This is a genomic window from Leifsonia sp. 1010 (assembly GCF_031455295.1).
In the GTDB taxonomy this organism is placed as follows: domain Bacteria; phylum Actinomycetota; class Actinomycetes; order Actinomycetales; family Microbacteriaceae; genus Leifsonia.
Genome location: NZ_JAVDSL010000001.1, coordinates 100,519 through 125,086, shown reverse-complemented (window position 1 = coordinate 125,086; position 24,568 = coordinate 100,519). Strand labels below are relative to the sequence as shown.

Below are 24,568 nucleotides of genomic sequence, written 5' to 3'. Positions count from 1 at the left end.
CAGCTCCGGTCAGGTGCGGCGTGATCCCGCCTGCACCGCGCCGGCGAGCCTAGCGCCCGCGCGGCGGACGCCCCGGGTTCCTGTGAACTCTGGAATCCGGGGCGTCCGTCATGCGGACTGCTTCGTCCGGCGGCGGGGCGGTGCGCTCAGGGGCGCGACCATGCCTGGTTGGGGACGCCGTTGCAGTACCAGACGTCGACCTTCGTGCCGTTTCCAGTTCCGGCGCCGGCCGCGTCGAGGCAGAGCCCCGGGTCGGCGGCGGAGGTGATCGTCCCGTTCGGGTTCACGCTCCAGCGCTGGACGTCGGCACCGGTGCACGACGCGATGATCACGGCGGCTCCGGCTGCGACGGTCGACCCGTCGGTCCCGGCCTGCATGCAGAGGTCGCCGTAGACGGTGAGCTGACTGTCGCTCGTCAGCTCCCAGCTCTGGTTGCCGCCGCCGTTGCAGTCCCACAGGTCGAGGCTGGTGCCCGGCGTCGTGCTGAAGCCGGGAACGTCGACGCAACGGCCGGATGCCTGGCCCACGATCGGCTGACCGGGAGGAGCCGCGGGCAGGTCGTTGACGGGCTCGGTGTCGCCGTATCCATAACCCCACTTCAGCTGCGCGACGCCGGTGACGCTGTTGTCCGTCAGTGTGCCGTCCGGCTGGAGTGACTCGATCGAGTAGGAGTCCCCGGCCCGCAGACCCGGCCAGTAGACGATCCCCATCCGGTGGCTGCGGGCGAAGTCCGTTACGGCGGCGAGGTACGACGTGTACACGTTCCCGTTGTGGGCCCCGTAGTTGAGCCCGATGGTCATCGGAGAGCCGGCCTCGTCGATGATCGTCCGGCCCGCGTAGGCGCCGACGCGCGCGGCGAGATCGGCAGTCCACTCCGCCTCGGTGGTGTGGTCGGCCCAGTAGCCGTAGAAGTGCAGCGAGAGCAGCGTGCCCTTGAGCTGCGGAGCGTCGCCGACGCCGGTCACGTTGTCGTTGTACCCGGTGCCGCTGATCACCACGCGGTTGCGCGGAACCTGGCGGTGATCCGCCAGCCACTGCGACGTCACGCCGACCCACTGCGCGAGGGTGTAGCCGTGCGGCTCGTTCATCGGCTCAAAGTACACGTTCTGCGTGTGCTGGAACTCGCTCACCACCGTGTTCCACATGGATGTCCAGGCGGGCACATCGTCGATGATGCCGTCTTTGCTGGTGTCGGCCTCCCAGTAGCTGAGGATGACCTTGTCGCCCCGGGCGATCGCGGCGTCGATCGCTCCGCGATAGGACCCCCACCATGCCGTGCCGACGCTGGCCGGGTTGATGGGCAGCCGGACGGTGTTGGCACCCAGGTTCTGCTCGAAGCCGCTCAGGATGCGCTGGGCTGTCGCGAACACCTCGTCGCGGCTGTCCGACGTGCTCAGTCCTGTCGGGACGACGGCGTCGGCGGCGTAATTGTCGCGCGGGTCGGCCCAGTTGACTCCCTTGAACTCCGATGTCCCTGGCCCGTGCGCGGGCTGCGACTGGTCGGCCATGGCAGGGGTGGATGCGGTCAGGGCTGCCAGCGCGAGCGCGCCGGCGACGGCGGCCGCCAGCACTCCTCTCCGGGGGTTCTTCGGCAATGTTGACGTCAACATTTTGCGGTGCATGTGATCCTCGTCGATCTATCGGGGGGTGATTCCGTCGGGCTGGTCAGCGGCGCGACCCGGTGCGGACGATGCTGCCACGGGCTCGCGGCGGCGTCAAGAAAGCGGGCCGGCCTGGCCAAACGGACCCTTGACAAATAAATCGAGTGCACTCAAACTTGAGTGAACTCAAGGAAGGTTCGTGATGAAAGCCGTCGTCCTGTCCTCCTACGCGTCCCGCCTTGCCGTCGACGAGGTGCCCGAGCCGGCCGTCGGGCCGCGCGACGTACTCATCGACGTGCACGCCGCCGGGCTCAACCAGCTCGACGAGAAGCTTCGAGCCGGCGAGTTCACGCAGATCGTGCCGCTCGAGCTCCCCGCGATCCTCGGGCTCGATGTCGCCGGCACCGTGGTCGCGGTCGGGTCGGAGGTGCGGGCATTCGTGCCCGGCGACCGCGTATACGGCAGGGTCCAGGATGGGCGGATCGGCACGTTCGCTCAGCGCATCGCCGCCGACGAGGACGACCTGGCTCCCATTCCGCCCGCCCTCCCGATGAACGAAGCCGCTTCCCTCCCGCTCGTGGCGCTGACCGCGTGGCAGGCGCTCGCCGTGCGTGCCAGGGTTCGGCCGGGCCAGAACGTCCTCATCCACGCCGGCGCCGGGGGAGTCGGCTCGATCGCGATCCAGCTGGCCAAGCACCTCGGGGCCACCGTCGCCACGACAGCGAGTGCGGTGAACGCCGAGTTCGTGAGGTCGCTCGGCGCCGACGTCGTGATCGACTATCGCGCAGACGATTTCGAGCAGCAGCTCAACGGCTACGACGTCGTGCTCGACAGCGTCGGCGGTGACAACCTGATGAAGTCGCTTCGCATCCTGCGCCCGGGTGGGGTCGCCATCGGGATCGCCGGGCCGCCCGATCCGGCTTTCGCACGCCGGCTCGGACTCAATCCCGTCCTGCGTGCGGGCATCGCCGCGCTCAGCCGCACGGTGCGCCGCGCCGCCCGACGGCTCGGCGTCGAGTACTCGTTCCTCTGGATGTCGGCCAGCGGCGAGCAGTTGCGCGAGATCTCCGCGCTGGTCGAGTCCGGCGCGATCCGTCCGATCATCGACCGTGTGATCCCGTTCGAGGAGATCCCCGAGGCGGTCGCCCGCCTCGGGACGGGCGGAGGCCGAGGCAAGACCGTCGCCGTGATCGCCCGCGGCGACGCTCAGGCCTGATCACCATCCATCGCATCCACAAGGAGCCCGTCACCATGACCGACACGAACCCCATCACGTCGTACGCCGAGGCGCCGACCCGGCACGTCAGCGCCGCCGGTGTCACCTTCGCCTATCGCGATCTGGGACCTCACGGCGACATCCCCGTCGTCTTCTTCGTGCACCTCGCGGGCACGCTCGACAACTGGGACCCGCGCATCGTCGACGCCATCGCGCGCGAGCGGCGCGTCATCACCTTCGACCAGCGCGGTGTCGGGGCTTCCTCAGGAACCGTGCCACGCACTCTCGAAGAAGCGGCGGACGACGCCTACACGTTCATCCGCGCGCTCGGCCTCGACCGGGTCGACATCTTCTCCTTCTCGATGGGAGGGATGATCGCGCAAGACCTCGTGCTGAAGCACCCGGACCTCGTCCGCCGACTGGTGCTCACCGGTACCGGGCCGCGCGGCGGTGCGGACATGGACAAGGTCGTGCTGACGACCTACGTGGATCTCGTCCGAAGCGCTCTTCGCCGCGTCGACGTCAAGGAGTTCCTCTTCTTCAACCGCAACGAGACCGGCAAGCGTGCCGCGAAGGCGTTCCTCGGGCGTCTCCGGGAGCGGACGGTCGACCGCGACAAGGAGATCACGCTGGCCGCGTTCAACACCCAGCTCTTCGCGATCCGGAGGTTCGGCCGGTCGGCGCCGGCGGACCTGTGGCGGATCACGCAGCCCACGCTCATCGCCAACGGTGACAACGACCGCATGGTCCCGTCGGTGCTGTCCGAGGACCTGCACCGGCGGATCGCCGGTTCGACACTGGTGATGTACCCGGACTCCGGGCACGGCGGCATCTTCCAGTACCACGAGCAGTTCGCGCCGCTCGTCGCCGCCTTCCTCCGGGACTGACGAACCGGTCGGCGCCCGCGGGCGCGTTATGGTGATCACCTGCCGATCGAGAAGGGATGAGATGACCGCCACCCCCGCACCGCCCGGCCGGCGAGAGCGCAACAAGCAGGAGAAGCTCGACCGGATCGTCGCCGCGGCAAGCGCCCTCTTCGCTGAGCGCGGTGTCGACGAAGTGACGACGCAGGAGGTGGCCGCGGCCGCGGACATCGGCGCGGGCACCCTGTTCTTCTACGCGCGTACCAAGGGCGAGCTGCTGCTCATGGTGCAGAACGCCCTCTACGCCGACGCGCTCGACGAGGGGCGCGAGGCCGCCCGGAGGATCGACGACCCGGTGGATGCGGTGCTCGCGATCGCCGACCCGATCATCCACTGCAACCGCGCACAGGTCGACAACGGGCGCGCCTACCTGCGCGAGATGGTCTTCGGCGACCCGACGGAGCCGCATCACGCGAAGGCGCTCGAGATCGTCGCGCAGACCGAGCAGGCGATGGCCGAGACCATCGCGCGCACGGCCGCCGGTGTCGGCGATCCGGCCGTCCTAGCGCACATCGTCTCCGCCATCCTCTTCATCGCGATGTCGGCCAGTCCCGCCGCGACAAGCGTGGACACGATCCGGGAGGATGTGCGGCGCCAACTCGACGCGCTGCTGGGGTAGCGGCCGGTTTCCGGGGGCGGGAGCCAGGCTCATTGCCGCATGGCTCGGAACGTGCCGAACATGGCGCGAGCGATCGCAACGACTCCTCCAACGATCAGCAGCGGCTTCCACGCGAGATAGATCGCCGGAAGGACGCATCCCGTCGGAGTCGCGCACGGTGCGTTCGCCATGCCTCGGATGATGAGGATCGCTGCCACAGCGATTGCGGCGCCCGCCCAGAGCCGGACGAGTTGGGTTCGACTCGCGCGCCTGCGCCGCGCCCGAGGCGCTCTCCGCGTTGCCACAGCGATCGGTTTCCGTGACGCGACAGGGCGCCCTCGCGAGCTTCCGGTGCCCGGATTCGAGACGCGTGAGACCAGCCGTTCGAACCGTTGCATCACGCGAAGAGTGTCGGCGGCTCGAGGGTCGACGTGCCAGGTCTGCGGTTCTTCCGCGGCGAGTCTGAGCAGCTCGACCTTCGTTGTGCTGAGCTGTGGCGGCCGTGCCTTCAGCCAGGCGACCAGCTGATCGGCGTCCACCACAGCGATCGACTGATTCTGGGTGGATCGGCCGTCCTTCACGGAGCGGGCGTTGAGAACTGCGATCACGGGCGTCACGGGGACGGGGAACCCCGCCTTCTCTGCCAGCCGGCGCCCGACATCTAGAGCATCGTTTCGCGCGACCTTGAGATGGGACGTGTTCGCATTGTTCACCCGCAGCACGTGATCCCCGACCCAGACCGACGCCCCGTGGTGATGCTTGGTGTTGATCGCGAAGACGCCGCTCGGCCCGATGACGAGATGGTCGACGTCCTTCGTGTCCGCCCCGATCGGTACCGAGTGGCGAACAAACCAGTCGGCCCCCAACCCGCTGAGCATCTCTCCGACACGCATCTCGCCGAGGGCACCCTGATACCAGGACCATGCATCCGGGTGAAGCGTGACCTGCTTTTCCGTCCGCAATCCGAGATCCCGCCGCTCCGCCTCGGACTGCACCTGCAGGCATTTCAGTGCGACGGCGTACCCCGCTGGTCGCGAGGAGAGCGCGCTGATGCCCGCGAAGTCCACTCGCGAGATCGCTTCCGGCTCTGACGCGGTCGACTCATCCCCCATGGATATGACGCTAAGCGAGCAGGCGGGTGAACACCCGCCCCAGTGGAGGGGATGCGGCCCCTGCCCGAGCGCACCCGGCCTGCGGTATGACGTGCCTATGCCCAGGACCCGAGGCCGGGGCTCGAACCTCGTTCCGATCGCCGGCCAGCTTCGCACCTACAAGCGAGCGTGGCTGCGCGGCGACGTGATCGCCGGCGTCACCGTGGCCGCGCTCATCGTCCCGAAGAACCTGGGGTACGCGGGCATTGCGGGCATTCCGCTGCAGAACGGGCTCTACGCGGCCGCCGCCGGGGCCATCGTGTATGCGATCTTCGGCACCAGCAGGCAGATCTCGATGGGCCCGAGCTCCGGTCTGGCTGCGGTGGCGGCCAGCGCCGTGCTCGCCGCGGGCATCGCGGGAGAGCAGGATGTCGCCTCCTTCGTCGCCGGCATCACCCTCGCGTCGGGTGTCTTGTTCCTGCTCCTCGCCGTGCTCAAGATGGGCTGGATCGCGCAGTTCCTGTCGCGTGCCGTGGTCACCGGGTTCCTCTTCGGCGCGGCGATCGACGTCGTGATCGGGGAGCTGCCGAAGCTCACCGGCACCGAGGTCACCGGCTCCAATCCCATCCAGGAGCTGTGGTCGTGGATGGGGTCGCTCGGCGACGCGCATCGCACGACGGTCCTCGTCGGGCTCATCTCCCTGGTGGTCGTCTTCGGGCTGCGGGCCATCGCGCCGCGCGTACCGGGGGCACTGGTCCTGGTGGTGGGCGGGCTGGTGGCGGCCGCCGTCCTCGACCTCGGAGCGAAAGGCGTCGCGCTGGTCGGCGACGTGCCGCGAGGGCTGCCCGTGCCGGAGGTGCCGGACCTTCCGCAGCTGTGGGAGCACGCGGGAACCGTCGCGCTCGCCGCGGTCGCTCTGGTGCTGATCGGCTTCTCGCAGACGGCGGGGGATGCGCGCACGTTCGCCGCCAAGCATCGCTACCAGATCGACATCAACCAGGAGTCCGTCGCGCAGTCGCTCGCGAACATCACCGCGGGACTCTTCCAGGGGATGCCCGTGTCGACGAGCCTGTCGGCGAGTTCGCTGAACGACCGCTCCGGCGCGAAGACCGGGCTGGCATCCCTGACCTCGGGCGTCACGGTGCTGCTGACGCTGCTGTTCCTGGCGCCGCTCTTCTCGAACCTGCCCAAGGCGGTGCTCGGGGCGCTGATCATCGAGGCGGTGGTCATGGGGATGATGGACCTGCCGGAGATGCGGCGGCTCTTCCGGGTGAAGAAGGTCGACTTCTGGATCGCCGTCATCGCCCTCCTCGGGACGCTCGTCTTCGGTGTGCTCGCGGGCGTCGTCATCGGCATCGGGCTCTCGCTCGTGTGGTTGATCGCCGTGGCGACCCATCCGGAGATGCCGATCCTCGGCCGGGAGCGGGGAACGCAGGTGTTTCGCGAAGTGGATGAGCACCCCGAGGACGAAGTGCTGCCCAGCGTGGCGGTTCTCCGGTTCGACGGCGGTTTGTTCTTCGCCACTGCGGACGCGCTCGAGGACAGACTGCGCGAGGTCGTGCAGGCGGAACCGGAGCTCACCCGGGTGGTGATCGACTGCGAGGGCATCAACTTCATCGACTCCCAGGGTGCTGCGACGATGGCCGACCTCGTCACGCTCGCCCACGACGCCGGTCTCGATCTCCGCATCACCCGGCTGAAGCCGGGTCCGCGGGCCGTTCTCGAACGCGACGGCGTGATCGCGATGATCGGCGCGGACCACATCCACGGCAACATCCACCGAGCCGTGCAGGCGGGACAGGATGCGGCCGAGCGCAAGCCCGACGACGCGGGCTAGCGCCGTCGGGTCACCGGAAGAGCAGCGCGTCCGCCACTGCCCCGATCATGCGGGCGATGGCGTCGCCGAGGCCCCGGAAGAATCCGCGGCGCGCGTCGCCGGGTCGGCGTTCGCGAGCATGGCGTCCCACGCGCGGTTTCTCGGGATCCGCTCGATCGCCGTCAGGTGCGGGGGTCGTCATCCTCGTACCAGCCCTCAGCCTCGCTCACGGTCGTGTCAAGTCCTCACCCATCGAACCGCTCCCAGTGGCCCTCGCTGATCACCTCGACGTTCCCATCGACGACGGAGATCGCCGTCTGGTCGTCGATCGCGTAGGAGCGGCCCGGGATGCGCTCGGCCCAGCGCCGGGCGGCTTCCGTCGTGTTCTCCGTCCATCCCGGGTAATCGAGGTGGGGGAAGATCGAGAAGTCGACGACGCCGAGGGTGTCGTCGGGGCCGTCCGGCTGCCAGTCGAGGAACTCCCGTCCGACGCGCGGCGTCATAACCATGCTGCCGGCACTCACGCCCACCCAGACGGTGTCGGCGAGCTCCGGCAGCAGCGCGGCCAGGCCCGACCGCTGCATCCACTCGTAGAGGTACCGCGCCTCGCCGCCGTCGACCAGCAGGACGTCCGTCTCGCGCACCCACGTCGTCCACCGTTCTTCCGCGAGGCTCGGGAGGGCGGTCAGTTCGAGCACGCCGACCGACTTCCAGCCGAGGCCGACGAGGCCCGGCCTGTCCTCCCAAGCGCCGGCGGTCGACCGCCACACGCTCTGCGCGCTGCACGCGGGCTGCCCCCACTGCGCGGTCGGGATGAAGAGCGCGCTGCTCTCGGCGATCGGCTTGCCCAGCATCCCGATCAGGGCGTCTTGGATGCTGGGATTGGTGATGCCCCCGGACGTGAGCAGCAGCTTCATCGATTCCTCCCCGAATGCGCTGGGCCGCCGCCCACCGTAGACGGCCTCGGGGTGCGGCGACAAGCATCCACCGGAGTCGAGGGCGGGATGCTGCACTAGCCGACCGCAGACACGGCAGCGTCATTCCGGGACCGGCGGTGCCGGCGCTCGATGGCTTGGCCAGCGTAACTGGCAGCGACGATGAGCCCGGCACCGCACACCCCGAACGGCCCGATGGTCTCGCCGGCGATCAGCACACCGACCAGCAGCGCCCACACCGGTTCGGTACCCATCAGGATGCTCGCGCGCGACGCGGACGTGCGTCGGACCGCCCACAGCTGGACCGCGAACGCGAACAGCGAGCAGAGCACGCCGAGGAACAGGACGTCCGCCCATCCGCCTGCGTCGAGGTGCGCGGCACGGGCCGGGAGGTCCGGTCCCGCCAGCAGGGAGAACAGTGCGGCGCAGACGAGCATCTGCACGAGCACCACCCCGAGGGAGCTGTCCCGCCGTCCGCGGGTGAGGCGGGCGCTCGCCGTGACATGAACGGCGCGGACGACGGCCGCCGCGATCACGAGGGCGTCGCCGAGCGTCGGGGCGCGCAAGCCGCCGTCGGAGACGAGCAGCGCCACGCCGACGACGGCCGCGGTCGCGGCGACGAAATACGAGCGGGGCAGCCAGGAACGGGAGGCGAGACCTTCGAGCAGGGGAGTCATCACCAGCGCGAGACTGATCAGCAGACCGGCGTTGGTTGCCGACGTCAGATGAACGCCCCACGTCTCGAGCCCGATGATGGCCGCCTGTGAGAGTCCCAGGCACACGGCGATGACGAGGCCGCGGCCACGTGGCAACCGCTCCCGCCGGGCCAGGCAGACGATCCCGGTCGCGGCGGCCGCCGTGAGGAAGCGGAGGGCGACGGCCGACGGCACGCCGGTGTCGGCCGCCAGGTCTTTGGCCGCGAGGAAGCTCGCACCCCAGACCGCTGCGACCCCGAGTAACAGGAGGTCGACGACACGTTCGCCACGGAGAAAGGACATGCCGCTAGTGTCGGGGTGATCGATCCGGAAGAACAACGGCCAGTGTCTTGGTTCTCACTTTAGGAAGCGCTTATGGATCCAGCTCGGCTTCGCCTGCTCCGGGAACTCGGTGACCGGGGCAGCGTGGCGGCGGTCGCAGCCGCCATGCACGTCAGCGCGTCGGCCGTATCGCAGCAGCTCGCCGCGCTGCAGGCCGGCATCGGGGTGCCCCTGACGGTCAAGAGCGGGCGTCGACTCGTGCTGACGGAGGCGGGAGAGGCGCTCGCCGTCGCCGGCTCACGGGTGGAGGAGGCACTCGCCGGAGCGCGCGACGCGGTCGCCTCCTACCTGGAACACGACCCGCAGCCCGTCCGCGTCTCCGCCTTCCACAGTGCGGGACTCACTCTTTTCGGCCCGTTGCTCGCTCGGCTGGGCGATGGAATACGCGTTTCCCTTGCGGACGCCGACGTCGCACGGAGCGAATTCGCGGGCCTCACCGCCGACTACGACCTGGTGGTCGCGCATCGCCTCGCGCACGAGCCCGAGTGGCCCTCCGAGCGGATCGTGGTCACGCCCCTCTTCGTCGAACCGCTCGACATCGCGCTGAGCGCCGCCCATCCTCTCGCCGCCCTCCCCGCCATCCGCCCGGAGCAGCTGCGGGGCGAACGCTGGATCTCCACGCACCCGGGATTCCCGCTGGCCGGCGTCCTGGAGCACCTGGGCGCACTGAGCGGCACCGCGCCGAGAATCGATCACCGGATCAACGAGTTCTTCCTCGCCGCCACGGTCGTCCGGGCCGGCGCCGCGATCGCGGTGATGCCGCGGTTCACCGCCGCGTCGCTCGCGGTCGACGGGATGGTGCTTCGGCCGGTTGAGGGCGCCACGCTCGTCCGCCACGTGGATGTCCTCGCCCGGCCCGACGCGCTCGCCCGGACGCCCGTGCGGAGCGTGCTCGCGGAGCTGCGGAGCATCGCGACGGCGGCGTCGAAGTCAGCCGACCGGCCCTGACCTCCCGTTCGGCCTGGGCGAACCCGCGACTTCACGCAACGCGCCCGGGAGATACTGGGGGAGTGACGAGCATCCCCATCCGGCCGGCCCGGCCCGACGAGTACGCGGCGATCGGCGAGCTGACCCACGCGGCGTACACCAACGACTACACCGACCTCCCGGCGCACTACCGCGACGAGCTGAAGCATCCCGAAGCCCTGCTCGACGACTTCGAGTTCTTCGTCGCGGAGGACCCGGAGACCGGACAGCTGCTCGGCACCATCGCGCTGCTGCGGCCCGGCCACGACCAGGAGGGCCGGATCGCGCCGGACGAGCTGTACTTCCGGCTGCTCGCCACGCACCCGGCAGCCCGCGGACGGGGGATCGGGATCGCCCTCACGGAGTTCGCGCTCGACCAGGCCGCGCAGCGCGGACAGCGGGCCGTCGTGATGAACAGCGGCCCGGACATGCTCGGCGCGCACGCGCTCTACCGCAAGCTCGGGTTCCGCCGCGAGGGCGAGCGCGAAGGCATCGTCGAACTCCCGGACGGCCGGACCTTCCAGCTGCTGACGTTCGTGCGCGAGGTCGCCGCCTGAAAGACGGCGATTATGCCTACTAGCCGAGGATGATCCCGGCGTCGTAGCTTCAGGCCACGCGAAGTGCTGGCCGCTCCGCCCAACGAGAAGGAGTTGCTATGACTTTCTGGGATTTCATCGTCTGGACGTTCTGGTTCTATCTGGTCGTCGTCTGCATTTCGATCTTCATCCGCGTGATCATCGACGTCTTCCGCGACCCGGAGCTCAACGGATGGGCGAAGGCACTGTGGGTGCTGTTCCTCGTCATCCTGCCGTTCCTCGCGGCCTTCATCTACCTGATCGCACGCGGCGGCCGTATGGCGCAGCGCAGCGCGGCCGGGGCGATGGAGGCGCAGGCGGCCGCGACGGAGCACATCCGTACGGTGGCGGGCACCAGCTCGCCGTCCGCCGAGATCGAGTCGGCCAAGCGCCTGCTCGACAGCGGCGCGATCACTCCCGCCGAATTCGAGACGCTCAAGGGGAAGGCGCTCGCAGGGGTGGCGTGAGCGCGCCCGAACGCTGACCCGGGGCCGTCGCCGTCGCACCCGCGACGACGACGGCCTCGGCTTGTCAGCAGCATCCTGCTTGCCAGCAACATCCTGCTTGCCAGCAACATCTTGCGTGTCAGCAACAATCCGGCGCGCAGGAGCCGTCCGGAAGCGTCTGGCACTCGTCCGTGTCGCAGCATCCCATGGTGGCCCTCCCTTCTTCATCGATGGCTGTCGATGAACACCCTGGCCGCGCACATTGACGTTTGTCAATGTATCGACGAGAATCGATGCATGGCGATCACCGAGCTCCTCCCGCTGCGCGACCTGCAGGCCTGCTGCGCACCGCTCACGACGGAAGTGATGAGCGAGGAGAATGCGCACTCGGTCGCGCGAGCGATGAAGGCGCTCGCCGATCCGGCGCGACTCCGGCTGATCTCGATGGTCGCGGCGCACGACGGCGGCGAGGCCTGCGTCTGCGACCTGACGGAACCGCTCGGACTCTCGCAGCCGACGGTCTCCCACCACCTGAAGATCCTGGTCGATGCAGGCTTTCTCAGCCGGTCGAAGAGGGGGACATGGGCGTACTACCGCCTGGTTCCCGGATCCCTCGACACGGTCTCGTCGTTCCTCGCGTCGGTCTGACGCTGCTCGGTCAGAGCCTGAGCCGACGCTCGACGATGTCCGACGCGACCAGCGAGATGCCCCGCTGGTTGCGCCGCGCGTAGTCGCGGATGAGCGTGAACGCCTGATCGATCGGCACGCCGCGGGTCTGGGCGACGACGCCCTTGGCCTGCTCGATGATGATCCTGCTGTTCAACGCGAACTGCAGCTGCTGCCGGATCGCGTCGCTCTCGGCCAAGCTCCGCTGGTGCAGGATGCCGATGGTCGCAACGTCCGCGAACGCCTGTGCGGCGACCAGGTCGTCCTCCGGCAGGTCGCCGGTGGAATCCCGGAACAGATTCAGCGTGCCGATCGTCTGTGCGCGGAGGCGGAGCGGGATGGCGTCGATGGCGGCGAAGCCCTGCTCCAGGGCTCGGTCGCGGAAGGCCCGCCAGCGGTCGGGCACCTGGTCGATGTCGGCGACCGAGACGACGGCGCCGGTCTCGAAGCTCTCGATGCACGGGCCCGCGTAGGCGCTCAGCTGCATCACCTCGACCAGGCGGCTGGCCTCGCTGGTGGACGCGATCACATCCAGTTCTCCGTGGTCGTCGGCCAGCATCACTCCGGAGGCCGTGGCGCCGAGGAACCGACTGCTGAGGTCGACGAGGTTCTGGAGCAGGTCGACGACGTCGTAGTCGGCCACGAGCGTGTCTGCCAGCTGGGCGAACGCCCGCAGGATCCCCTGTTCGCGGGTGAGGGTCATCGCGATCGACCGTCCTCCCCGTCGAGCTTCGAGAAATCGAGGCGACCGTCGAGGACGTCGCGGGACACCTCCATCATCGAGCGATCCGTCGCGTAGGCGTGCGCTTGGATGATCGTGCGGGCGTCGTCCGCGCTGACATCCAGCTGGGCGAGCACCATCCCCGTGGCCTGGTGCACGACGCGGCGAGAGAACGGGTTCGCATCCTCGGCCGGTTCCTGGCGGCCCATCGTGTCGAGGGCGCGCTTCAGTAGCGTCCGTCCGGCGGCCTCGGCGAGCCTGGTGGCCGCCTGTGTGTGCGCTTCATCCAGCGCAACGGGTTCGTGTGCGTACATGTCCACCGCACCGATCCGCAGCGGCCCGACGAGCATCGGGAAGGCGAACAGGGCACCGACGCCGGCGTCGATCGCGGCCGGTGTGAACGAGGTCCACATCCGTTGCGGCCGTCGGCGCAGATCAGGCTCCAGCACGGGGCGACGGAATCGCAGGGCGTCCCAGCACGGGCCCTCGCCGAGGTCGAACTGCAGCTCGTCGAGACGGGCGGCCACGGTGTCGCTGGCCGAGACCGTCTCCGTCCCGAGCAGGTCGCCGATGGTCGAAACGGCCGTCCCCGCGACGGGAAGGGCTTCCATGAAGGGGCGCCAGTACTCCGCCTGCGATGCGCCGTCCCCGGGCGCACCGGTGGTGCTCTCGTTCATCCTCGACCGCCGTCCATTCCACCCACGCTACCGGTCAGTAGCCGCGGCCCCGCAGATCCTGAAGGTGCGGAGTGGCGGTCGCCAACGTCACGCCCGCCCCGTTCTCGGCGGCGATGCTCTCCTCGGTCATGATCAGCAGCCCTTTGGAGCTGTTCGCGGAGGCCATGAGCGCATCCACCCACGCCGGGTTGATCTTCGGGAACCGGCTGCCGGTGAACTTGAAATACAGGTTCTGTGAGGGGTGGATCCAGATGGAGCTGTGGCCGTCACCGGTCTCGTTCGAGTCGCGCCAGGCCATGAAGAAGCTCTCGCCTCGCCGGATCTTCTGGGCGATCACGATCTGGAGGTGCGCGAGGAGGCGGTCATCGAACTCGATCACGATGCCGTCGTATCTCAGCGAGCCCATGACGCCGTCCCTCCCGTGAGTCCCCGGTTGGGTCAAGCGTGCTCCCTCTGCGGGGGGAAGTCCAGATCGAGGTCGGGCCAGTTCTCCGCCAGGTCGCTCGCCGAGAACGGCAGACCGCGAGGCACCGACAGCTCCTGCTCTCGACGACGGAGGTCGTCGACGGCGGCGGCGTCGTGCAGTTCCAGCCGGTCCGTCGGCACGGTCGTCGTCGTGGCATCCATGAGCCACCCGACCAGAAAGGCCGAGCGGCCATGCTCCCCTCCGGGGAGGATCACCGGGATGTCGACGATGTCGACACGGCCGTGGCGCGCCAGCGCGAGCGCGTACCGCTGGACGGCGTCGGCGATGGCGGTGCCCGTCAGGCACGTCGTCGAGTTGGTGGAGATGGTTTTCATGGGAACCCCCCGGGTCTATGGAGATCGCCGGGGTCCGGGGCGTGAACTCCCCACCGACGGTAGCCACGGCGCCCTGCGGAGTCAAGCGGCTGAATGCTGCCGACGACGGCCCTACCGTGACCGTCATGAAGCACGTCACTTTCGCCGAGAAGTCGCTCCTCATCGGGAATGAGGCCGCCGATCTGCTGATGCAATACGCGCGGTTGATCTCCGAGCAGGGCGGGTCGGATGTCGTCACGGTGCGAGCGATCGGCGTGGACGGGAACGTCGTCGACGCATCGTTCCTCCTGAACTCCGCGACCGTTCTCATGGTGGAGTCGGCGAGCACCGATGCGACAGAGCCCGACAATCGCGAGGCGGTCGAGTACCTGCGCAACCGGACGGAGGAGCTGAGCCAGCCGTTCGGACTGCCGAGCGATCTCTAACCGCCCGACGCGGTCCCGCGGGTGTAGACAAGTCGGGTGAGACTGCGTGAACTGCTGGGCATCGAGACGCCCGTCGTGCTGGGGCCTTTCGGGGGGTTGTCGTCCGTCGATCTGACGGCTGCGGTGAGCGAGGCGGGCGGCCTGGGGTCGTTCGGTCTCTACGGTCTGAGCGGCGAGCGCATCCGAGCGATCGGCGAACAACTGCGTGAGCGGACGACGCGCCCGTTCGCCCTCAACCTGTGGCTCCCCTTCCGGGCCCCCGGCGAGCCGGACGCCGACGGAGGCTTCCGGCACGACGACGTCGATCGCGCGATCGCCGCACTACGGCCGTTGTTCGATGAGGCCGGAGCGCCCGTCCCGGAGTGGCCGATCGCGCCGCTGCCCGACTTCGACGAGCAACTCGCGTCCGCGCTCGACGCCCAGCCTGCAGCGCTGAGCTTCGTGTTCGGGGTACCGCCTGCCGACGTCGTCGAGGAGGCGCATCGGCGCGGTATCCGTATCATCGGCACGGCGACGACGGTGCCCGAGGCGCAGGCACTCGAGGCCGGCGGGGTGGATGCGGTGGTCGCGTCCGGCTCCGAGGCGGCCGGGCACCGGCCCTCCTTTCTCGCAGACCCGGACGACAGCCTGGTGGGAGGTCTCGCCCTCATCCCGCAGGTCGTCGACGCGGTGGGCATCCCTGTGATCGCCGCGGGCGGCATCGCCGACCGTCGCGGCGTCGCGGCCGCATTCGCGCTTGGAGCGTCGGGAGTCCAGGTCGGTTCGGCGTTCCTGGCCACGCGGCAGTCGGCGGCGCCGGCGGTCCACCGCGAGCGCATCCGGGGCGCACTCGCCCACGAGACGGTGCTGACCCGGGCGATGAGCGGCCGGCCGGCGCGCGGGCTGCCGAACCGCGCGGTACGCACCATCGAGCAGAGCGGCGCGATCGCCCCGTTCCCGCTCCAGAACATCCTGACCGGCGTCTTCCGCCGACGGGCGGCCGAGACCGGAGACGCCGAGCTGCTGAGCCTGTGGATGGGACAGAGCGCCGGCCTGTCGCGCCACGAGGACGCGGCGGAGGTCTTCGCCGAGCTGGCCGCCGGGGTGCCGGATGGCCGCGTCTGAGCCGGCTCAGCAGCACCTCACCCGGGTCACCGCCGCCGACGGCACGGACATCGCCGTCGCGTCGGTCGGCACGGGCCGGCCCGTCGTGTACGTCTCCGGGTGGCTGAGCCACCTTGAGAGGGGATGGCAGCTCGCCGAGGAGCGCGCGTTCTACGAGGACCTCGCGCACGGGTGTCGGCTGCTTCGCTACGACCGGGCCGGATGCGGCATGTCGGGTCCGGCACGGCAGCCTCCGTCGCTCGCGTACGAGCTCGAGCAGCTCGCGGCGGTTGTCGCTCCGCTCGGTCCGGAGCCGTTCGACCTCATCGGTGTCTCACTCGGGGCGCTGGTTGCCGTCGCCTGGGCGGCCGCGCATCCCGAGACCGTCCGGCGGCTGGTGCTCTACGGGGGCTGGGCGTGGGGTGCAGAGGTCTCACCGCCGAGCGCCCGCGAGCACGTGCTGGCCCTGGTCGGATCGCACTGGGGCCTCGGCTCCGACGTGCTCACCGACCTGTTCGCCCCGGATGCGTCCGCCGCAGCGCGGACGGAGTTCGGCCGGTATCAGCGAGCCGCCTCGGATGCCGCCACGGCGCAGTCGCTCCTCGCGCTGAGCTACGCGCTCGACGTGCGTGCGCTGCTGCCGCAGGTGCGCACTCCCACGCTCGTCGTTCACCGGGAACGCGACCGGGCGGCTCCGATTGCGCAGGCGGAGGCCCTGGCGCACGGCATCCCGGACGCCGAGTTCGTCGTCCTCCCCGGCAGGTCGCACCTTCCCTGGGCCGGCGATGCAGCGGCGCTCGCCGCGACGATCCGGCGGTACCTCGGCCTGCGCGCGATCAGGACTCCCGCCGGAACGTTGACGGCGCGGCAGCGGGAGGTCGCCGCACTGGTCAGCGAGGGGAGGACGAACCGCGAGATCGGCGAGCGGCTCGGCATCGAGGAGCGGTCGGCGGAGGGGCATGTGGAACGCATCCGGCTGCGGCTCGGCCTCCGGTCGCGCGCGCAGGTCGCGGCGTGGTGGACCGCGCAAGGGGAGTGGGCCGGCGAGCGACCCGGGGAATCGCCGCGACCGTGACCGGCGAAGTGGGGTAGTTCCCCGCCTGATCGCACGGTGGATGCGCGGCAAAGTCGTCCTGTCAGCATCCACGATGGAGGAACAAGCATGAGCAGGACGATCACGGCAGGTGACGAACAGCGGACGGGGTTCGCCCAGCATCCCGGACGCGGACGCTTCAACGCCGCCTTCTTCCGGCTGATGGGACCGTACCTGGAGCGGTCGCTGCGTCCGCGCAAGCGACGCGTCTTCGCCGGGGTGGCCGGAGACGTCGCCGAGATCGGACCGGGGGTCGGCGCCAACCTTCCCTACCTGCCCGCCGGAGCGTCGCTGATCGCCATCGAGCCCAACCGGTACATGCACGATGGTCTCCGCGCCGCGGCCCTCCGTTCGGGCGTCGCCCTCGACCTGCGGGAGCGGACTGCCGAGCAGACCGGTCTGCCCGACGCCAGCGTCGACACCGTCATCTCGTCGCTCGTGCTCTGCTCCGTGCAGGATCCCGATGCTGTGCTCGCCGAGATCCGCCGCATCCTGCGCCCCGGTGGGTCGTTCCGGTTCGTGGAGCATGTCGCCGCCCCGCGCGGGACGCCGACCCGCGCTTCGCAGCGGCTGTTCCGCCGACCGTGGGCGTGGACGTTCGAAGGCTGCTCGTGCGAGCGCGATCTCGAGGGCTCGCTCCGATCAGCCGGTTTCGCGGAGGTCGAGGTGGAGCACTACCGTCTCCACACACCGTTCCTGCCGTTCAATCCGCAGATCGCCGGTGTGGCTCGCGCCTGACCTCGCGTCAGTAGTCTTCGCGCCGATCCTGCTCGGCGTCGACGACCGGCTCGGCCTCGGCCAGCTCGCTCAGCGTCTGGCGCAGGTGCCGGGTCAGCCACTCGTTCGACGGCTCCCCACCGGCGACGATGTCGTCGAGCTGCCGCAGCCGCTCGGCCGCTGAGCCGTGAAGGTCGTCCATGATGTCCTCCCACCCTCGCACCGGCCCCGGATGGGACCGCCTGCGATGAGGCTAGTACCGCGGCGTTCCGATGGCCATCTGCGCCGTGCTGCTCAGCTCCGGGATGCCGCCGGCTCGCCGCGCAGGATGGAGGACATCTTCTTGCCGCGCGCCACCTCGTCGACGAGCTTGTCGAGATACCGCACCTTCTGCATCACCGGGTCGTCGATCTCCTCGACGCGCACGCCGCAGATGACGCCCGTGATGAGCGAGGCGTTCGGGTTCCAGTGCGGAGCAGTGGTGAGGAACGTCTCCAGGTCGACCCGGTCGGCGATGGCCGCCTGGATGCCCGCGTCGTCGTAGCCGGTGAGCCAGCGGGTGACCTCATCCACCTCGTCCTTGGTGTGCCCCTTGCGCTCCACCTTGGTCACATAGAGCGGGTAGATGTCGGCGAACGGCATGGCGAAGATGCGGTGGCTCATGGCGTCAACGGTAGCGCGCGGGCGGGGAAGCGTGACCGGTCGATCCGGGCTAGCGCGGCTGCTCCATCGGCCGGGATCGCTTCAGGTACTCGCGCGAGCGGGCGACCTGCTGGTCGAGTGCGTCGACCGTGGTCGCCATGCGCGCCACGGCCTCGGTGCGGTAGGTGTCGATGCTGTCCATCGTCGCGAACACGTTGTCGAAGGCGCGCTGCAGCACTTCCACGTCGACCGCCGACGAGGTCTGCTCCTTCTGCACCTGCTCCGTCTGCGTGCGGAGCACCTCGCCCGTCCGGCCGATGAGCGCGTTGGTGCTGTCGTGCAGGGCGCCGAGCTGGTCGATGACCAGCTTCTGGTTCTCCAGCGCCTGAGCGACGACGACGGCGGTGCGGAGAGCGGAGACCGTCGTCGTCTTGGCGCGCTCGACGCCCTTGACCAGCTCGACGTTGTTCTTCTTAATGACGTCGAGTGCGAGGTACGCCTGCACCGAGACCGCGATCTGGGTCGTGAGATCCTGCCGGCGCTGGCGGATGGGGAACAGCGCCTCCTTCTCGAGCAGCGTCGCGCGCGCCGGGTCGGTCGTGCGCAGGTCGGCCGCCGCATCCACCGTCGCCTTGTCGAGGGCGGCGGTGAGCACCACGTACTCGTTGAGCCGCTCGGTCGTCTTCCAGAGGGATGCGCGCTCCTTCTCGATCTCGGCGTTGTCGCGGGCGAGCCACTCCTGGCCGTGATCGAGCGCGGCGACGATGCCGTCGAGCTGCTTCTGCGCCGACTCGAAACGCTGCACGTACTGGCGCAGCCTCCGTCCGCCCGGCACCCGGGAGAGCATCCGGTTGCGGCCCGTCAGGTGCTGGGGGTCGAAGTCGCTGACGGTCGCGCGGAGGTCCTGCAGCGTCCGGATCACGCCGTACTGCGGGTCGGTGCGCACCGCTTTGCCGCGTGCGGCGGCGAGCGAACTCGCCGGGCGGCTGAGCAGCTGGCGGGAGGCGTCGCTGGACGCGCGCATCTCGGCCTCGCCCAGGTGCGAGAACCCGATGATCTTGCGCGTGAACGCCTCCGATCCCGGCTCCGCGGCAGCCAGTTCCCGGATGAAGTCGCGGGCCCGCTGCTCGAGCTCCGCCTCACGCTCGGCAGAGACGGCCACCATCTCCACGGCCTGCTCCTCCTGTAGTTCCGGTACGGCGTCCGGTGGGCGCAGTCTGTCCTCGGGTGCCTCGTCCATGAGCAGCTCCCTCCGCCGCTGTCGTTGCGACGAGGATAGATCGCCCGGCGCACCGCGTGGAGGGGTTGCAGCGAACGCCCAGGTGCGCTCGCCGTTTCTCCTCCGATTCCGTCTCGCGGGGGGCACGAGGGAAAGGGAGGTGAACATGTCGCGGCGCGCCGCGCGGAGTCGGAAACGGAGGAGGGTGCGACCCCGCGGGGTGAGGACGTCCTCCGTGCCCGCGCGGACCCCTCCACTGTCTATTCGGCCCGTCGGCACCGCGCGTATCCTCCGGGGCCATGAACAGGACACGCTCGGCCGCGCTCACGGCCATCCTCGCCCTCGGTCTCGCTCTCACGGCGTGCACCCCGCAGGGAGGCGGCGTCCCGGGGAAGTGGGGGAGCACCGACCCCGGGGAACCGAACCTCATCATCAACGCGAACGGCTCGTACTCGGGGTCCGACGGCTGCAACACCATGAAGGGGACCGGCACGATCTCGGGCAATACGATCGATCTCGGCACCGTGGCCATGACGCAGAAAGTCTGCAACGGAGTGGACACGTGGATGTCGACGGCCGCGAGCGGGAAGGTCGACGGCAACGTCATGACGGTCTACGACTCGTCCGGCGCGCGCATCGGCACGATCGACCGCGACGACTGATCGCCGTCCCGGCTCGCTCCCGGTGCTCCCGGAATGACCGCTTCCCGCGTAGCGTTTGAGCGAGTGGATGCGTCGGAAGGAGCGGACGATGACCGACACGGAGAAGGCGGCGACGGAGGCTGCGGAGTTCTACGCGGGTGTGGCCGCCGAGTTCCTGCAGCACTACGCCCGGGGGCCGCGATTCGTCGCGGTGACCGGGGTCCCGGACGCGGATGAGGCCCGCGTGGCGGACGCGTTCGCGGCGGCGCTGCGTGATGCGGGCCAGGGGGTCGAGCGCGCCGACGTCGACCCGTCGGCCGGGGCGGATGCGTTCCGCGAGAGCGTGGTCGCGCCTTTCCGCTCGCGCGACGGGGTGCTGGTGGTCAGCGGTCGCGGCCTGCTGAACCCGGAGTTCCGCGGATTCTGGAACTTCTCCCTGTGGGTCGAGCACGACCCGGAGCGGAGCCCGGACTGGTCGTTCGTGACCACCGGGCAGAAGGATCCGCTCGGCGCGCCGCGCGAGGTGGCATCCGTCCTGCTGGACGACACCGACCCCGAGCGGCCGCGCCGTCTGTGGGCCGACTCCTGCTGAGCACTCCCGCTGGACGAGCGCTGCAGCTGAGCCGGCCCTGCCTCCGCTAGGCGCGGGGGCGGTCGAAGCGCGCGCCCTCGGGCTTCGAGGGCAGGATCGTCAGGACGAGCACGGTGATGCCGCCGACGATCGGGACGAAACCGAGGAAGAAGAACGGACCGGCCAGGTCGGCGTCGTGCAGTCGACGCCAGATGAGGGCCAGGTGGGGGACGATCGTCCCGAGCGACCACGCCGCGATCAGCAGCCCGGGGATCCAGAACAGCGGGCCGGGCGTCGAGGTGCCGTCGTCGTTCACGGTCGCCCCCGCGAAGCCGAGGCCGAGGGCCAGCACTTCGAGCACGATGGCGACGATGACCGAGAAGAGGATCCACCACCAGTACTCGCTACGGCTGGCGCGCCCGGTGAAGTCCGCGTACTTCGTGAAGAAGCGCTTGATGGCCTGTCCGATCGTCGCCCCGTAAAGCGGCGCCCAGAGCGGAGTCTGGCCGGTCGGAGCGGCGGAGGTGGTCGGGTACTGCGGAGACGTCACGAGGAGTCCTTTCCAAGACACGTGTTGTGTGAGGTGGAGCGGGCATAGTCAAGCGCATTGGAGCGCGCTGTGCGTCTCGTGTGACGCGGCGTGTCCGCTGGGGGTGGGAGTCCGTCGATGCCGACCACTATGGCCGCAATCGGCGCCGCAAGGGTGCGGATGCGCTAGCCTCGCCGAAAGCCGTGGCATTGGTACGCGGAATGCTTGCATATGAGGATGGTTCCATGAAGCATGGGCGTGGGGTTGTGGCCCGTGTGGCCGTCATCGCCGCCCTCATCGCCGCCCTCAGCGGGTGTTCGTCGATAGGAGACGCCCTGAAACAGAAAACGACACCGGCCGAAAACATCGGGTACCAGCGGATGCTGGCGAAGAAGTTCAAGGTGAATTGGCCGGCCGTAGAGATCATCGAATATACGAGGGAAGGCAGTATTGACGGTTCGGGCGAGTGGTCGACCAATGCGGTCGTCACCATCGCAGGTAAGACGTACCAAGAGATCTTCGGCGTCAGCGTTGTCGGAGGCGATCCACTACCCGATCCGGACGCTTCGCCTGCTACCGAGTCGGTGACAGTGCGATATAGCGACGGCACGTCCGAGGTTATGAAATGACCACGGCCGAGGATTACGAGTCCATAGCGAACTGGGTGTACAAGGTCGACCCGCTGGTGCAGCGGCCGCCCAGCCGCGCTGGACAGACGTTCTATACCGACAGTGATTCGTCCAAACAACAATGGAAGGTCATCGTCGTCTCCGCCGACGTGAACGACGGGTTCCAGGGCATGGCCGTCGTCCCGATCGTGAATGGTGTCGAGGACTACTCGCAGGTCTCCATCGCTTTCGCGGGGACGAACTTCGACGATCCGCATGACATCGCCGCGGACGCCGGTGTGATGCTGGCGACTCAGACCGCTCAGGCGGAGGATGCGAAGGCGTTCGCCGCAAAGGTGAGAGAGCTCGTGCAAGCGGACCATCCGGAGGCGACGTTCGCGACCGTCGGACATTCCCTTGGCGGCTTTCTCGCCCTGCTGGTCGCGGCGGAGAATCGCTGGCCCGCGACGTCGTTCAACGGCCCGGATCCGTGGCGGGTCTTGACGCCGAGGACGAAGGACTGGCTGACGTCGCAGAACCTGGCTGGAACGAACCCGTTGAAGAACTACGTCAACCGTTTCGATACGGTCGGGAACGCGCTCGGGAACCTGACCGGTGCCGGCATGTTCGTCTACGACGAACCCGACGGCTCCCTTCTCGGCTATCACAACATCGGGAAGGACGACAAAGGTGAGCCGCAGGCCTTTCGCTACGGACCCACGGGCGAGATCATCGGCGCGGGATGCACGGCGGTCGACCTCGGCGTGATCCTCTACAACCTGGATCAGACCGCTGCGGCCCAGGCCGTGTGGAAGATGCAGAAGGACTCCCCGTATCCCAAGGTGCTCGTGGCGATGGAGCCGGCGCTGGCGCTTGCGAAGAAGATCGGCGGGCTCACGGAGCAGCTGAAGGCGATCAAGAACGCCAACGGCAGCGTCGAGTCCGAAATGGAGGATGCCCTGCGCGACGCCAAGAACCTCTACGTATCCCTTCATCCGACGATGACCGTCACGGACATCGAGAACAGCGTGGCCGTCAATCGGCTTGCTGTCCACGACAATCTCGACCGAGACGCGATCGGAGCCGTGGATTCGCTCGTGAATCGTCAGATCAGGATGGTCACGGCGCTGGAGGACGGTATCCGCAACGCGATCGTCAATACGCTGGCTCAGGACATCCATGCCGCGGCGGCGTTCACCTCCCCTTAGCTCGATGTCGCCACTAGCCCAGGAAGGACGGCAGCGTGCCTGACCATCGCCCCGGCGATCGCAACCCGATCGCCGACATCCTCTCCCAGAACGCGGGGCCGGATGCCACGCACAACGCGCTGGACGCTGAGATCCGCCGCGCTCGGGTCGACCTTCTCGATTCCGTGTTCCCGCCGGACGTCGCCCGGCGCTACGCGAGAATCAGAGCCGAGCAACTCGCGGCTGTGGCCGAGGCTGCCAGGCACATCTCCTCGGCGCTGGCCTCCGACAACAGCGACGACGTCCTCTCGGGGGCCGTCGCTCAGAAGGTGAAGGATGGCATCGCCGAGATCGCTGCGCAGAAAGATTATGCGCGGGGAATCGAGAGCATCACGTGACGGGCTACACCTCGCTCGCTGACCTCGAAGCCGACCAGGACAGAGCGGCGTTCGCCGCGCGACGACGGATCGACGAGGCGGACGAGCACCTCGGCTTCTACCGCTCGCAGATCACGACGTTGCTGGAAACGTTCTACGCGGTTGCGGAGCGCCAGGGCGTCACCGACCACCCAGACTTCCGGTCCCGATTCCAGGGCGTGGTCCAGGACACGGACGAGAGCTTTCACGCTGGCCTGCAGGTCGTCTCCGCACTGGAGGAGGACTTCCACCGGATGAGCGCCCGGCACCTCGATGAGCGTGAGGGATTCCTCGCCAGGCGCCAGGACCCCGCCGCTCGCTGAGCCCGGGCCGAAGAGGACTCACCCGATCGAGTCGAGCTCCTCGCGGACGAAGCGCGCGAACTGCGCCGCGGCCGCCGACTGCGAGCGGGTGCGGTTGCGGGCCAGGCCGATGATGCGCGTTGCCTCGTCCCGCAGCGGCACCGCCACGATCCCCGGCTCGGCCGGAGTGTCGGGGATGAGCGCGGCACCGACGCCGTCGCGCACCAGTCCGCGCAGGGTCGAGAGCTCGGTGACCTCGATGACCGGGTTCATCACGACACCGTGCGCGGCGAAGTAGGCGTCCGCGATGTGGCGGAGGCCCGAGCCGGTGCGCAGGGCCACCAGGTCGTATGGCTCGAGGTCCGGAACGCTGACCGCCGTCGCTCCGGCGAGGGGATGCCCCTCCGGCACGCCGAGCACCAGCCGTTCGGCGGTCAACGGCTCCCACTCGATCTCGGGGTCGCGCGGGTCCGGGCTGAGGAACGCGACATCGGCCGCGCCGTCGCGGAGCGCATCCAGCACCGTGTCCGCGGTTCCCCCGCGCAGCACGAAACGGATGTCGGGGAACAGCCCGCGGTACTCGCTGATGACCTTCGGGATGAGCCACCCGCCGAAGGACGAGACGTAGGCGACCGAGACGGTGCCGCCGGACGGGTCGCGCAGCGCCTCGATGCGCGCTCGCGCGTTCTCGAGCTCCGACTCGGCCCGCACCGCGTGCGCGAGCAGGATCTCGCCGTACTGGTTGAGCTCCAGGTGGCCGCGCCGGCGGTCGAACAGCTCGACGCCCATCTCCTGCTCGAGCCGTGCGAGCGAGCGTGTGAGGGTCGACTGGGACACCCCGAGGGTCTCGGCGGCGAGAGCCGGATGGCCCTCCGCGGCCAGCGCCCGGAAGTGGGCGATCTCGTCGATCCGCATGCCTCTCATCATGGCGTATCGGCGCGTTCCCCCGTGCGGTGCTCAAATGAGCGGTCTACCCCTGAACGAGTTTTCTGTACGTTCACACACGAGAAACAGTCCCGTTCCACGCCGTCCCTACGGTGGGCGCGGACTCATCCCACACCTCACC

Annotated in this window: 31 protein-coding genes; 18 read left to right on the top strand and 13 right to left on the bottom strand. The window is 69.1% G+C overall.

The genetic code is table 11. The annotated features are described in order from the left end of the window. Nucleotides 1–146: 146 nt before the first annotated feature. Nucleotides 147–1,595, bottom strand: coding sequence for a ricin-type beta-trefoil lectin domain protein (locus tag J2Y42_RS00635; RefSeq protein WP_309853730.1), 1,449 nt, complete (start codon nt 1,593–1,595; stop codon nt 147–149). A gap of 208 nt (nt 1,596–1,803) precedes the next feature. Here J2Y42_RS00635 and J2Y42_RS00630 point away from each other — a divergent pair, with 208 nt between their 5' ends. The 3 genes from J2Y42_RS00630 to J2Y42_RS00620 all read left to right on the top strand — a co-directional run bounded on the left by J2Y42_RS00630 (nt 1,804) and on the right by J2Y42_RS00620 (nt 4,359). Next, on the top strand, nt 1,804–2,817 hold the full coding sequence (locus J2Y42_RS00630; RefSeq protein ID WP_309853727.1) for an NADP-dependent oxidoreductase: 1,014 nt from the start codon (nt 1,804–1,806) through the stop codon (nt 2,815–2,817). Nucleotides 2,818–2,852: 35 nt separating this feature from the next. Further along, a complete protein-coding gene (locus J2Y42_RS00625) occupies nt 2,853–3,704 on the top strand; it encodes an alpha/beta hydrolase (protein ID WP_309853724.1) in 852 nt (283 codons plus the stop codon). Nucleotides 3,705–3,765: 61 nt separating this feature from the next. Beyond that, nucleotides 3,766–4,359 (top strand): helix-turn-helix domain-containing protein, encoded by a 594-nt coding sequence (locus tag J2Y42_RS00620; protein ID WP_309853721.1) that lies wholly within the window; start codon nt 3,766–3,768, stop codon nt 4,357–4,359. A 29-nt stretch (nt 4,360–4,388) separates the two neighbouring features. Here J2Y42_RS00620 and J2Y42_RS00615 read toward each other — a convergent pair whose 3' ends face one another. Further along, a complete protein-coding gene (locus J2Y42_RS00615) occupies nt 4,389–5,450 on the bottom strand; it encodes a nuclease-related domain-containing protein (RefSeq protein WP_309853718.1) in 1,062 nt (353 codons plus the stop codon). A gap of 97 nt (nt 5,451–5,547) precedes the next feature. On the opposite strand from J2Y42_RS00615, the gene J2Y42_RS00610 reads away from it, so the two are divergent. Further along, the gene (locus J2Y42_RS00610) at nt 5,548–7,266 is read left to right on the top strand and encodes a sulfate permease (RefSeq protein WP_309853715.1); all 1,719 of its coding nucleotides are present in this window, start codon (nt 5,548–5,550) and stop codon (nt 7,264–7,266) included. Nucleotides 7,267–7,490: 224 nt separating this feature from the next. Here the strand turns inward: J2Y42_RS00610 and J2Y42_RS00605 are convergent, their stop codons facing one another. Next, complete coding sequence (locus tag J2Y42_RS00605; protein ID WP_309853712.1) at nt 7,491–8,162, bottom strand: Type 1 glutamine amidotransferase-like domain-containing protein; 672 nt, start codon at nt 8,160–8,162, stop codon at nt 7,491–7,493. Between the two features lie 95 nt (nt 8,163–8,257). Beyond that, nucleotides 8,258–9,178 (bottom strand): DMT family transporter, encoded by a 921-nt coding sequence (locus J2Y42_RS00600; RefSeq protein ID WP_309853709.1) that lies wholly within the window; start codon nt 9,176–9,178, stop codon nt 8,258–8,260. Between the two features lie 72 nt (nt 9,179–9,250). Here J2Y42_RS00600 and J2Y42_RS00595 point away from each other — a divergent pair, with 72 nt between their 5' ends. The 4 genes from J2Y42_RS00595 (at nt 9,251) to J2Y42_RS00580 (ending at nt 11,852) form a co-directional block, all read left to right on the top strand. After that, entirely contained in the window at nt 9,251–10,165 is a 915-nt protein-coding gene (locus tag J2Y42_RS00595) for a LysR family transcriptional regulator (protein ID WP_309853706.1), read from the top strand. Between the two features lie 62 nt (nt 10,166–10,227). Then, entirely contained in the window at nt 10,228–10,740 is a 513-nt protein-coding gene (locus J2Y42_RS00590) for a GNAT family N-acetyltransferase (RefSeq protein WP_309853702.1), read from the top strand. A gap of 98 nt (nt 10,741–10,838) precedes the next feature. Continuing rightward, on the top strand, nt 10,839–11,225 hold the full coding sequence (locus J2Y42_RS00585) for an SHOCT domain-containing protein (RefSeq protein WP_309853698.1): 387 nt from the start codon (nt 10,839–10,841) through the stop codon (nt 11,223–11,225). Between the two features lie 276 nt (nt 11,226–11,501). Beyond that, the gene (locus tag J2Y42_RS00580) at nt 11,502–11,852 is read left to right on the top strand and encodes a metalloregulator ArsR/SmtB family transcription factor (protein WP_020076872.1); all 351 of its coding nucleotides are present in this window, start codon (nt 11,502–11,504) and stop codon (nt 11,850–11,852) included. Nucleotides 11,853–11,862: 10 nt separating this feature from the next. Here the strand turns inward: J2Y42_RS00580 and J2Y42_RS00575 are convergent, their stop codons facing one another. Genes J2Y42_RS00575 through J2Y42_RS00560 form a run of 4 tightly spaced genes read right to left on the bottom strand, consistent with a single transcriptional unit; the run spans nt 11,863 to nt 14,069 of the window. Continuing rightward, entirely contained in the window at nt 11,863–12,573 is a 711-nt protein-coding gene (locus J2Y42_RS00575; protein WP_309853691.1) for a GAF and ANTAR domain-containing protein, read from the bottom strand. After that, nucleotides 12,570–13,268 carry a GAF and ANTAR domain-containing protein gene (locus J2Y42_RS00570; RefSeq protein WP_309853688.1) on the bottom strand — a complete coding sequence of 233 codons (699 nt, stop codon included), beginning with the start codon at nt 13,266–13,268 and terminating at the stop codon, nt 12,570–12,572. The genes J2Y42_RS00575 and J2Y42_RS00570 overlap by 4 nt, the downstream gene beginning before the upstream one ends. Before the next feature lie 34 nt (nt 13,269–13,302). Further along, nucleotides 13,303–13,674, bottom strand: coding sequence for an ATP-dependent DNA ligase (locus J2Y42_RS00565; RefSeq protein ID WP_309853687.1), 372 nt, complete (start codon nt 13,672–13,674; stop codon nt 13,303–13,305). Between the two features lie 32 nt (nt 13,675–13,706). Next, entirely contained in the window at nt 13,707–14,069 is a 363-nt protein-coding gene (locus J2Y42_RS00560) for a hypothetical protein (RefSeq protein ID WP_309853684.1), read from the bottom strand. Between the two features lie 125 nt (nt 14,070–14,194). Between J2Y42_RS00560 and J2Y42_RS00555 the strand changes: the two genes are divergently transcribed. From J2Y42_RS00555 to J2Y42_RS00540, 4 genes are all read left to right on the top strand, one after another. Next, nucleotides 14,195–14,494: a hypothetical protein gene (locus J2Y42_RS00555; protein WP_309853681.1), complete on the top strand. Its 300-nt coding sequence runs from the start codon at nt 14,195–14,197 to the stop codon at nt 14,492–14,494. Nucleotides 14,495–14,536: 42 nt separating this feature from the next. Then, the gene (locus J2Y42_RS00550; protein ID WP_309857965.1) at nt 14,537–15,598 is read left to right on the top strand and encodes a nitronate monooxygenase; all 1,062 of its coding nucleotides are present in this window, start codon (nt 14,537–14,539) and stop codon (nt 15,596–15,598) included. Then, nucleotides 15,585–16,652, top strand: coding sequence for an alpha/beta fold hydrolase (locus J2Y42_RS00545; RefSeq protein ID WP_309853677.1), 1,068 nt, complete (start codon nt 15,585–15,587; stop codon nt 16,650–16,652). Before J2Y42_RS00550 ends, J2Y42_RS00545 begins: the two co-directional genes overlap by 14 nt. Before the next feature lie 87 nt (nt 16,653–16,739). Further along, nucleotides 16,740–17,408 (top strand): methyltransferase domain-containing protein, encoded by a 669-nt coding sequence (locus J2Y42_RS00540; protein WP_309853674.1) that lies wholly within the window; start codon nt 16,740–16,742, stop codon nt 17,406–17,408. A gap of 7 nt (nt 17,409–17,415) precedes the next feature. Here J2Y42_RS00540 and J2Y42_RS00535 read toward each other — a convergent pair whose 3' ends face one another. The 3 genes from J2Y42_RS00535 to J2Y42_RS00525 all read right to left on the bottom strand — a co-directional run bounded on the left by J2Y42_RS00535 (nt 17,416) and on the right by J2Y42_RS00525 (nt 19,269). Continuing rightward, entirely contained in the window at nt 17,416–17,589 is a 174-nt protein-coding gene (locus J2Y42_RS00535; RefSeq protein ID WP_309853671.1) for a hypothetical protein, read from the bottom strand. Nucleotides 17,590–17,681: 92 nt separating this feature from the next. Next, nucleotides 17,682–18,050: a DUF2200 domain-containing protein gene (locus J2Y42_RS00530; RefSeq protein WP_309853668.1), complete on the bottom strand. Its 369-nt coding sequence runs from the start codon at nt 18,048–18,050 to the stop codon at nt 17,682–17,684. A gap of 49 nt (nt 18,051–18,099) precedes the next feature. Next, on the bottom strand, nt 18,100–19,269 hold the full coding sequence (locus J2Y42_RS00525) for a toxic anion resistance protein (protein ID WP_309853666.1): 1,170 nt from the start codon (nt 19,267–19,269) through the stop codon (nt 18,100–18,102). A 278-nt stretch (nt 19,270–19,547) separates the two neighbouring features. On the opposite strand from J2Y42_RS00525, the gene J2Y42_RS00520 reads away from it, so the two are divergent. Then, the gene (locus tag J2Y42_RS00520) at nt 19,548–19,910 is read left to right on the top strand and encodes an META domain-containing protein (RefSeq protein WP_309853663.1); all 363 of its coding nucleotides are present in this window, start codon (nt 19,548–19,550) and stop codon (nt 19,908–19,910) included. A gap of 88 nt (nt 19,911–19,998) precedes the next feature. Beyond that, nucleotides 19,999–20,481 (top strand): hypothetical protein, encoded by a 483-nt coding sequence (locus J2Y42_RS00515; RefSeq protein WP_309853660.1) that lies wholly within the window; start codon nt 19,999–20,001, stop codon nt 20,479–20,481. Between the two features lie 46 nt (nt 20,482–20,527). On the opposite strand, the gene J2Y42_RS00510 is transcribed toward J2Y42_RS00515, so the two are convergent. Further along, the gene (locus J2Y42_RS00510) at nt 20,528–21,010 is read right to left on the bottom strand and encodes a DUF805 domain-containing protein (RefSeq protein ID WP_309853657.1); all 483 of its coding nucleotides are present in this window, start codon (nt 21,008–21,010) and stop codon (nt 20,528–20,530) included. A 224-nt stretch (nt 21,011–21,234) separates the two neighbouring features. On the opposite strand from J2Y42_RS00510, the gene J2Y42_RS00505 reads away from it, so the two are divergent. From J2Y42_RS00505 to J2Y42_RS00490, 4 genes are read left to right on the top strand one after another with little or no spacing between them, the layout of a single operon-like run. Continuing rightward, nucleotides 21,235–21,618, top strand: coding sequence for a hypothetical protein (locus J2Y42_RS00505; protein ID WP_309853656.1), 384 nt, complete (start codon nt 21,235–21,237; stop codon nt 21,616–21,618). Continuing rightward, a complete protein-coding gene (locus J2Y42_RS00500; RefSeq protein ID WP_309853653.1) occupies nt 21,615–22,805 on the top strand; it encodes a DUF6792 domain-containing protein in 1,191 nt (396 codons plus the stop codon). The genes J2Y42_RS00505 and J2Y42_RS00500 overlap by 4 nt, the downstream gene beginning before the upstream one ends. Nucleotides 22,806–22,840: 35 nt before the next feature. Beyond that, nucleotides 22,841–23,182, top strand: a complete 342-nt coding sequence (locus tag J2Y42_RS00495) for a hypothetical protein (RefSeq protein WP_309853651.1) — start codon at nt 22,841–22,843, stop codon at nt 23,180–23,182. Continuing rightward, nucleotides 23,179–23,523 (top strand): hypothetical protein, encoded by a 345-nt coding sequence (locus J2Y42_RS00490; protein ID WP_309853648.1) that lies wholly within the window; start codon nt 23,179–23,181, stop codon nt 23,521–23,523. The genes J2Y42_RS00495 and J2Y42_RS00490 overlap by 4 nt, the downstream gene beginning before the upstream one ends. An 18-nt stretch (nt 23,524–23,541) precedes the next feature. On the opposite strand, the gene J2Y42_RS00485 is transcribed toward J2Y42_RS00490, so the two are convergent. After that, entirely contained in the window at nt 23,542–24,417 is an 876-nt protein-coding gene (locus J2Y42_RS00485) for a LysR family transcriptional regulator (RefSeq protein WP_309853646.1), read from the bottom strand. Between the last annotated feature and the right edge of the window lie 151 nt (nt 24,418–24,568).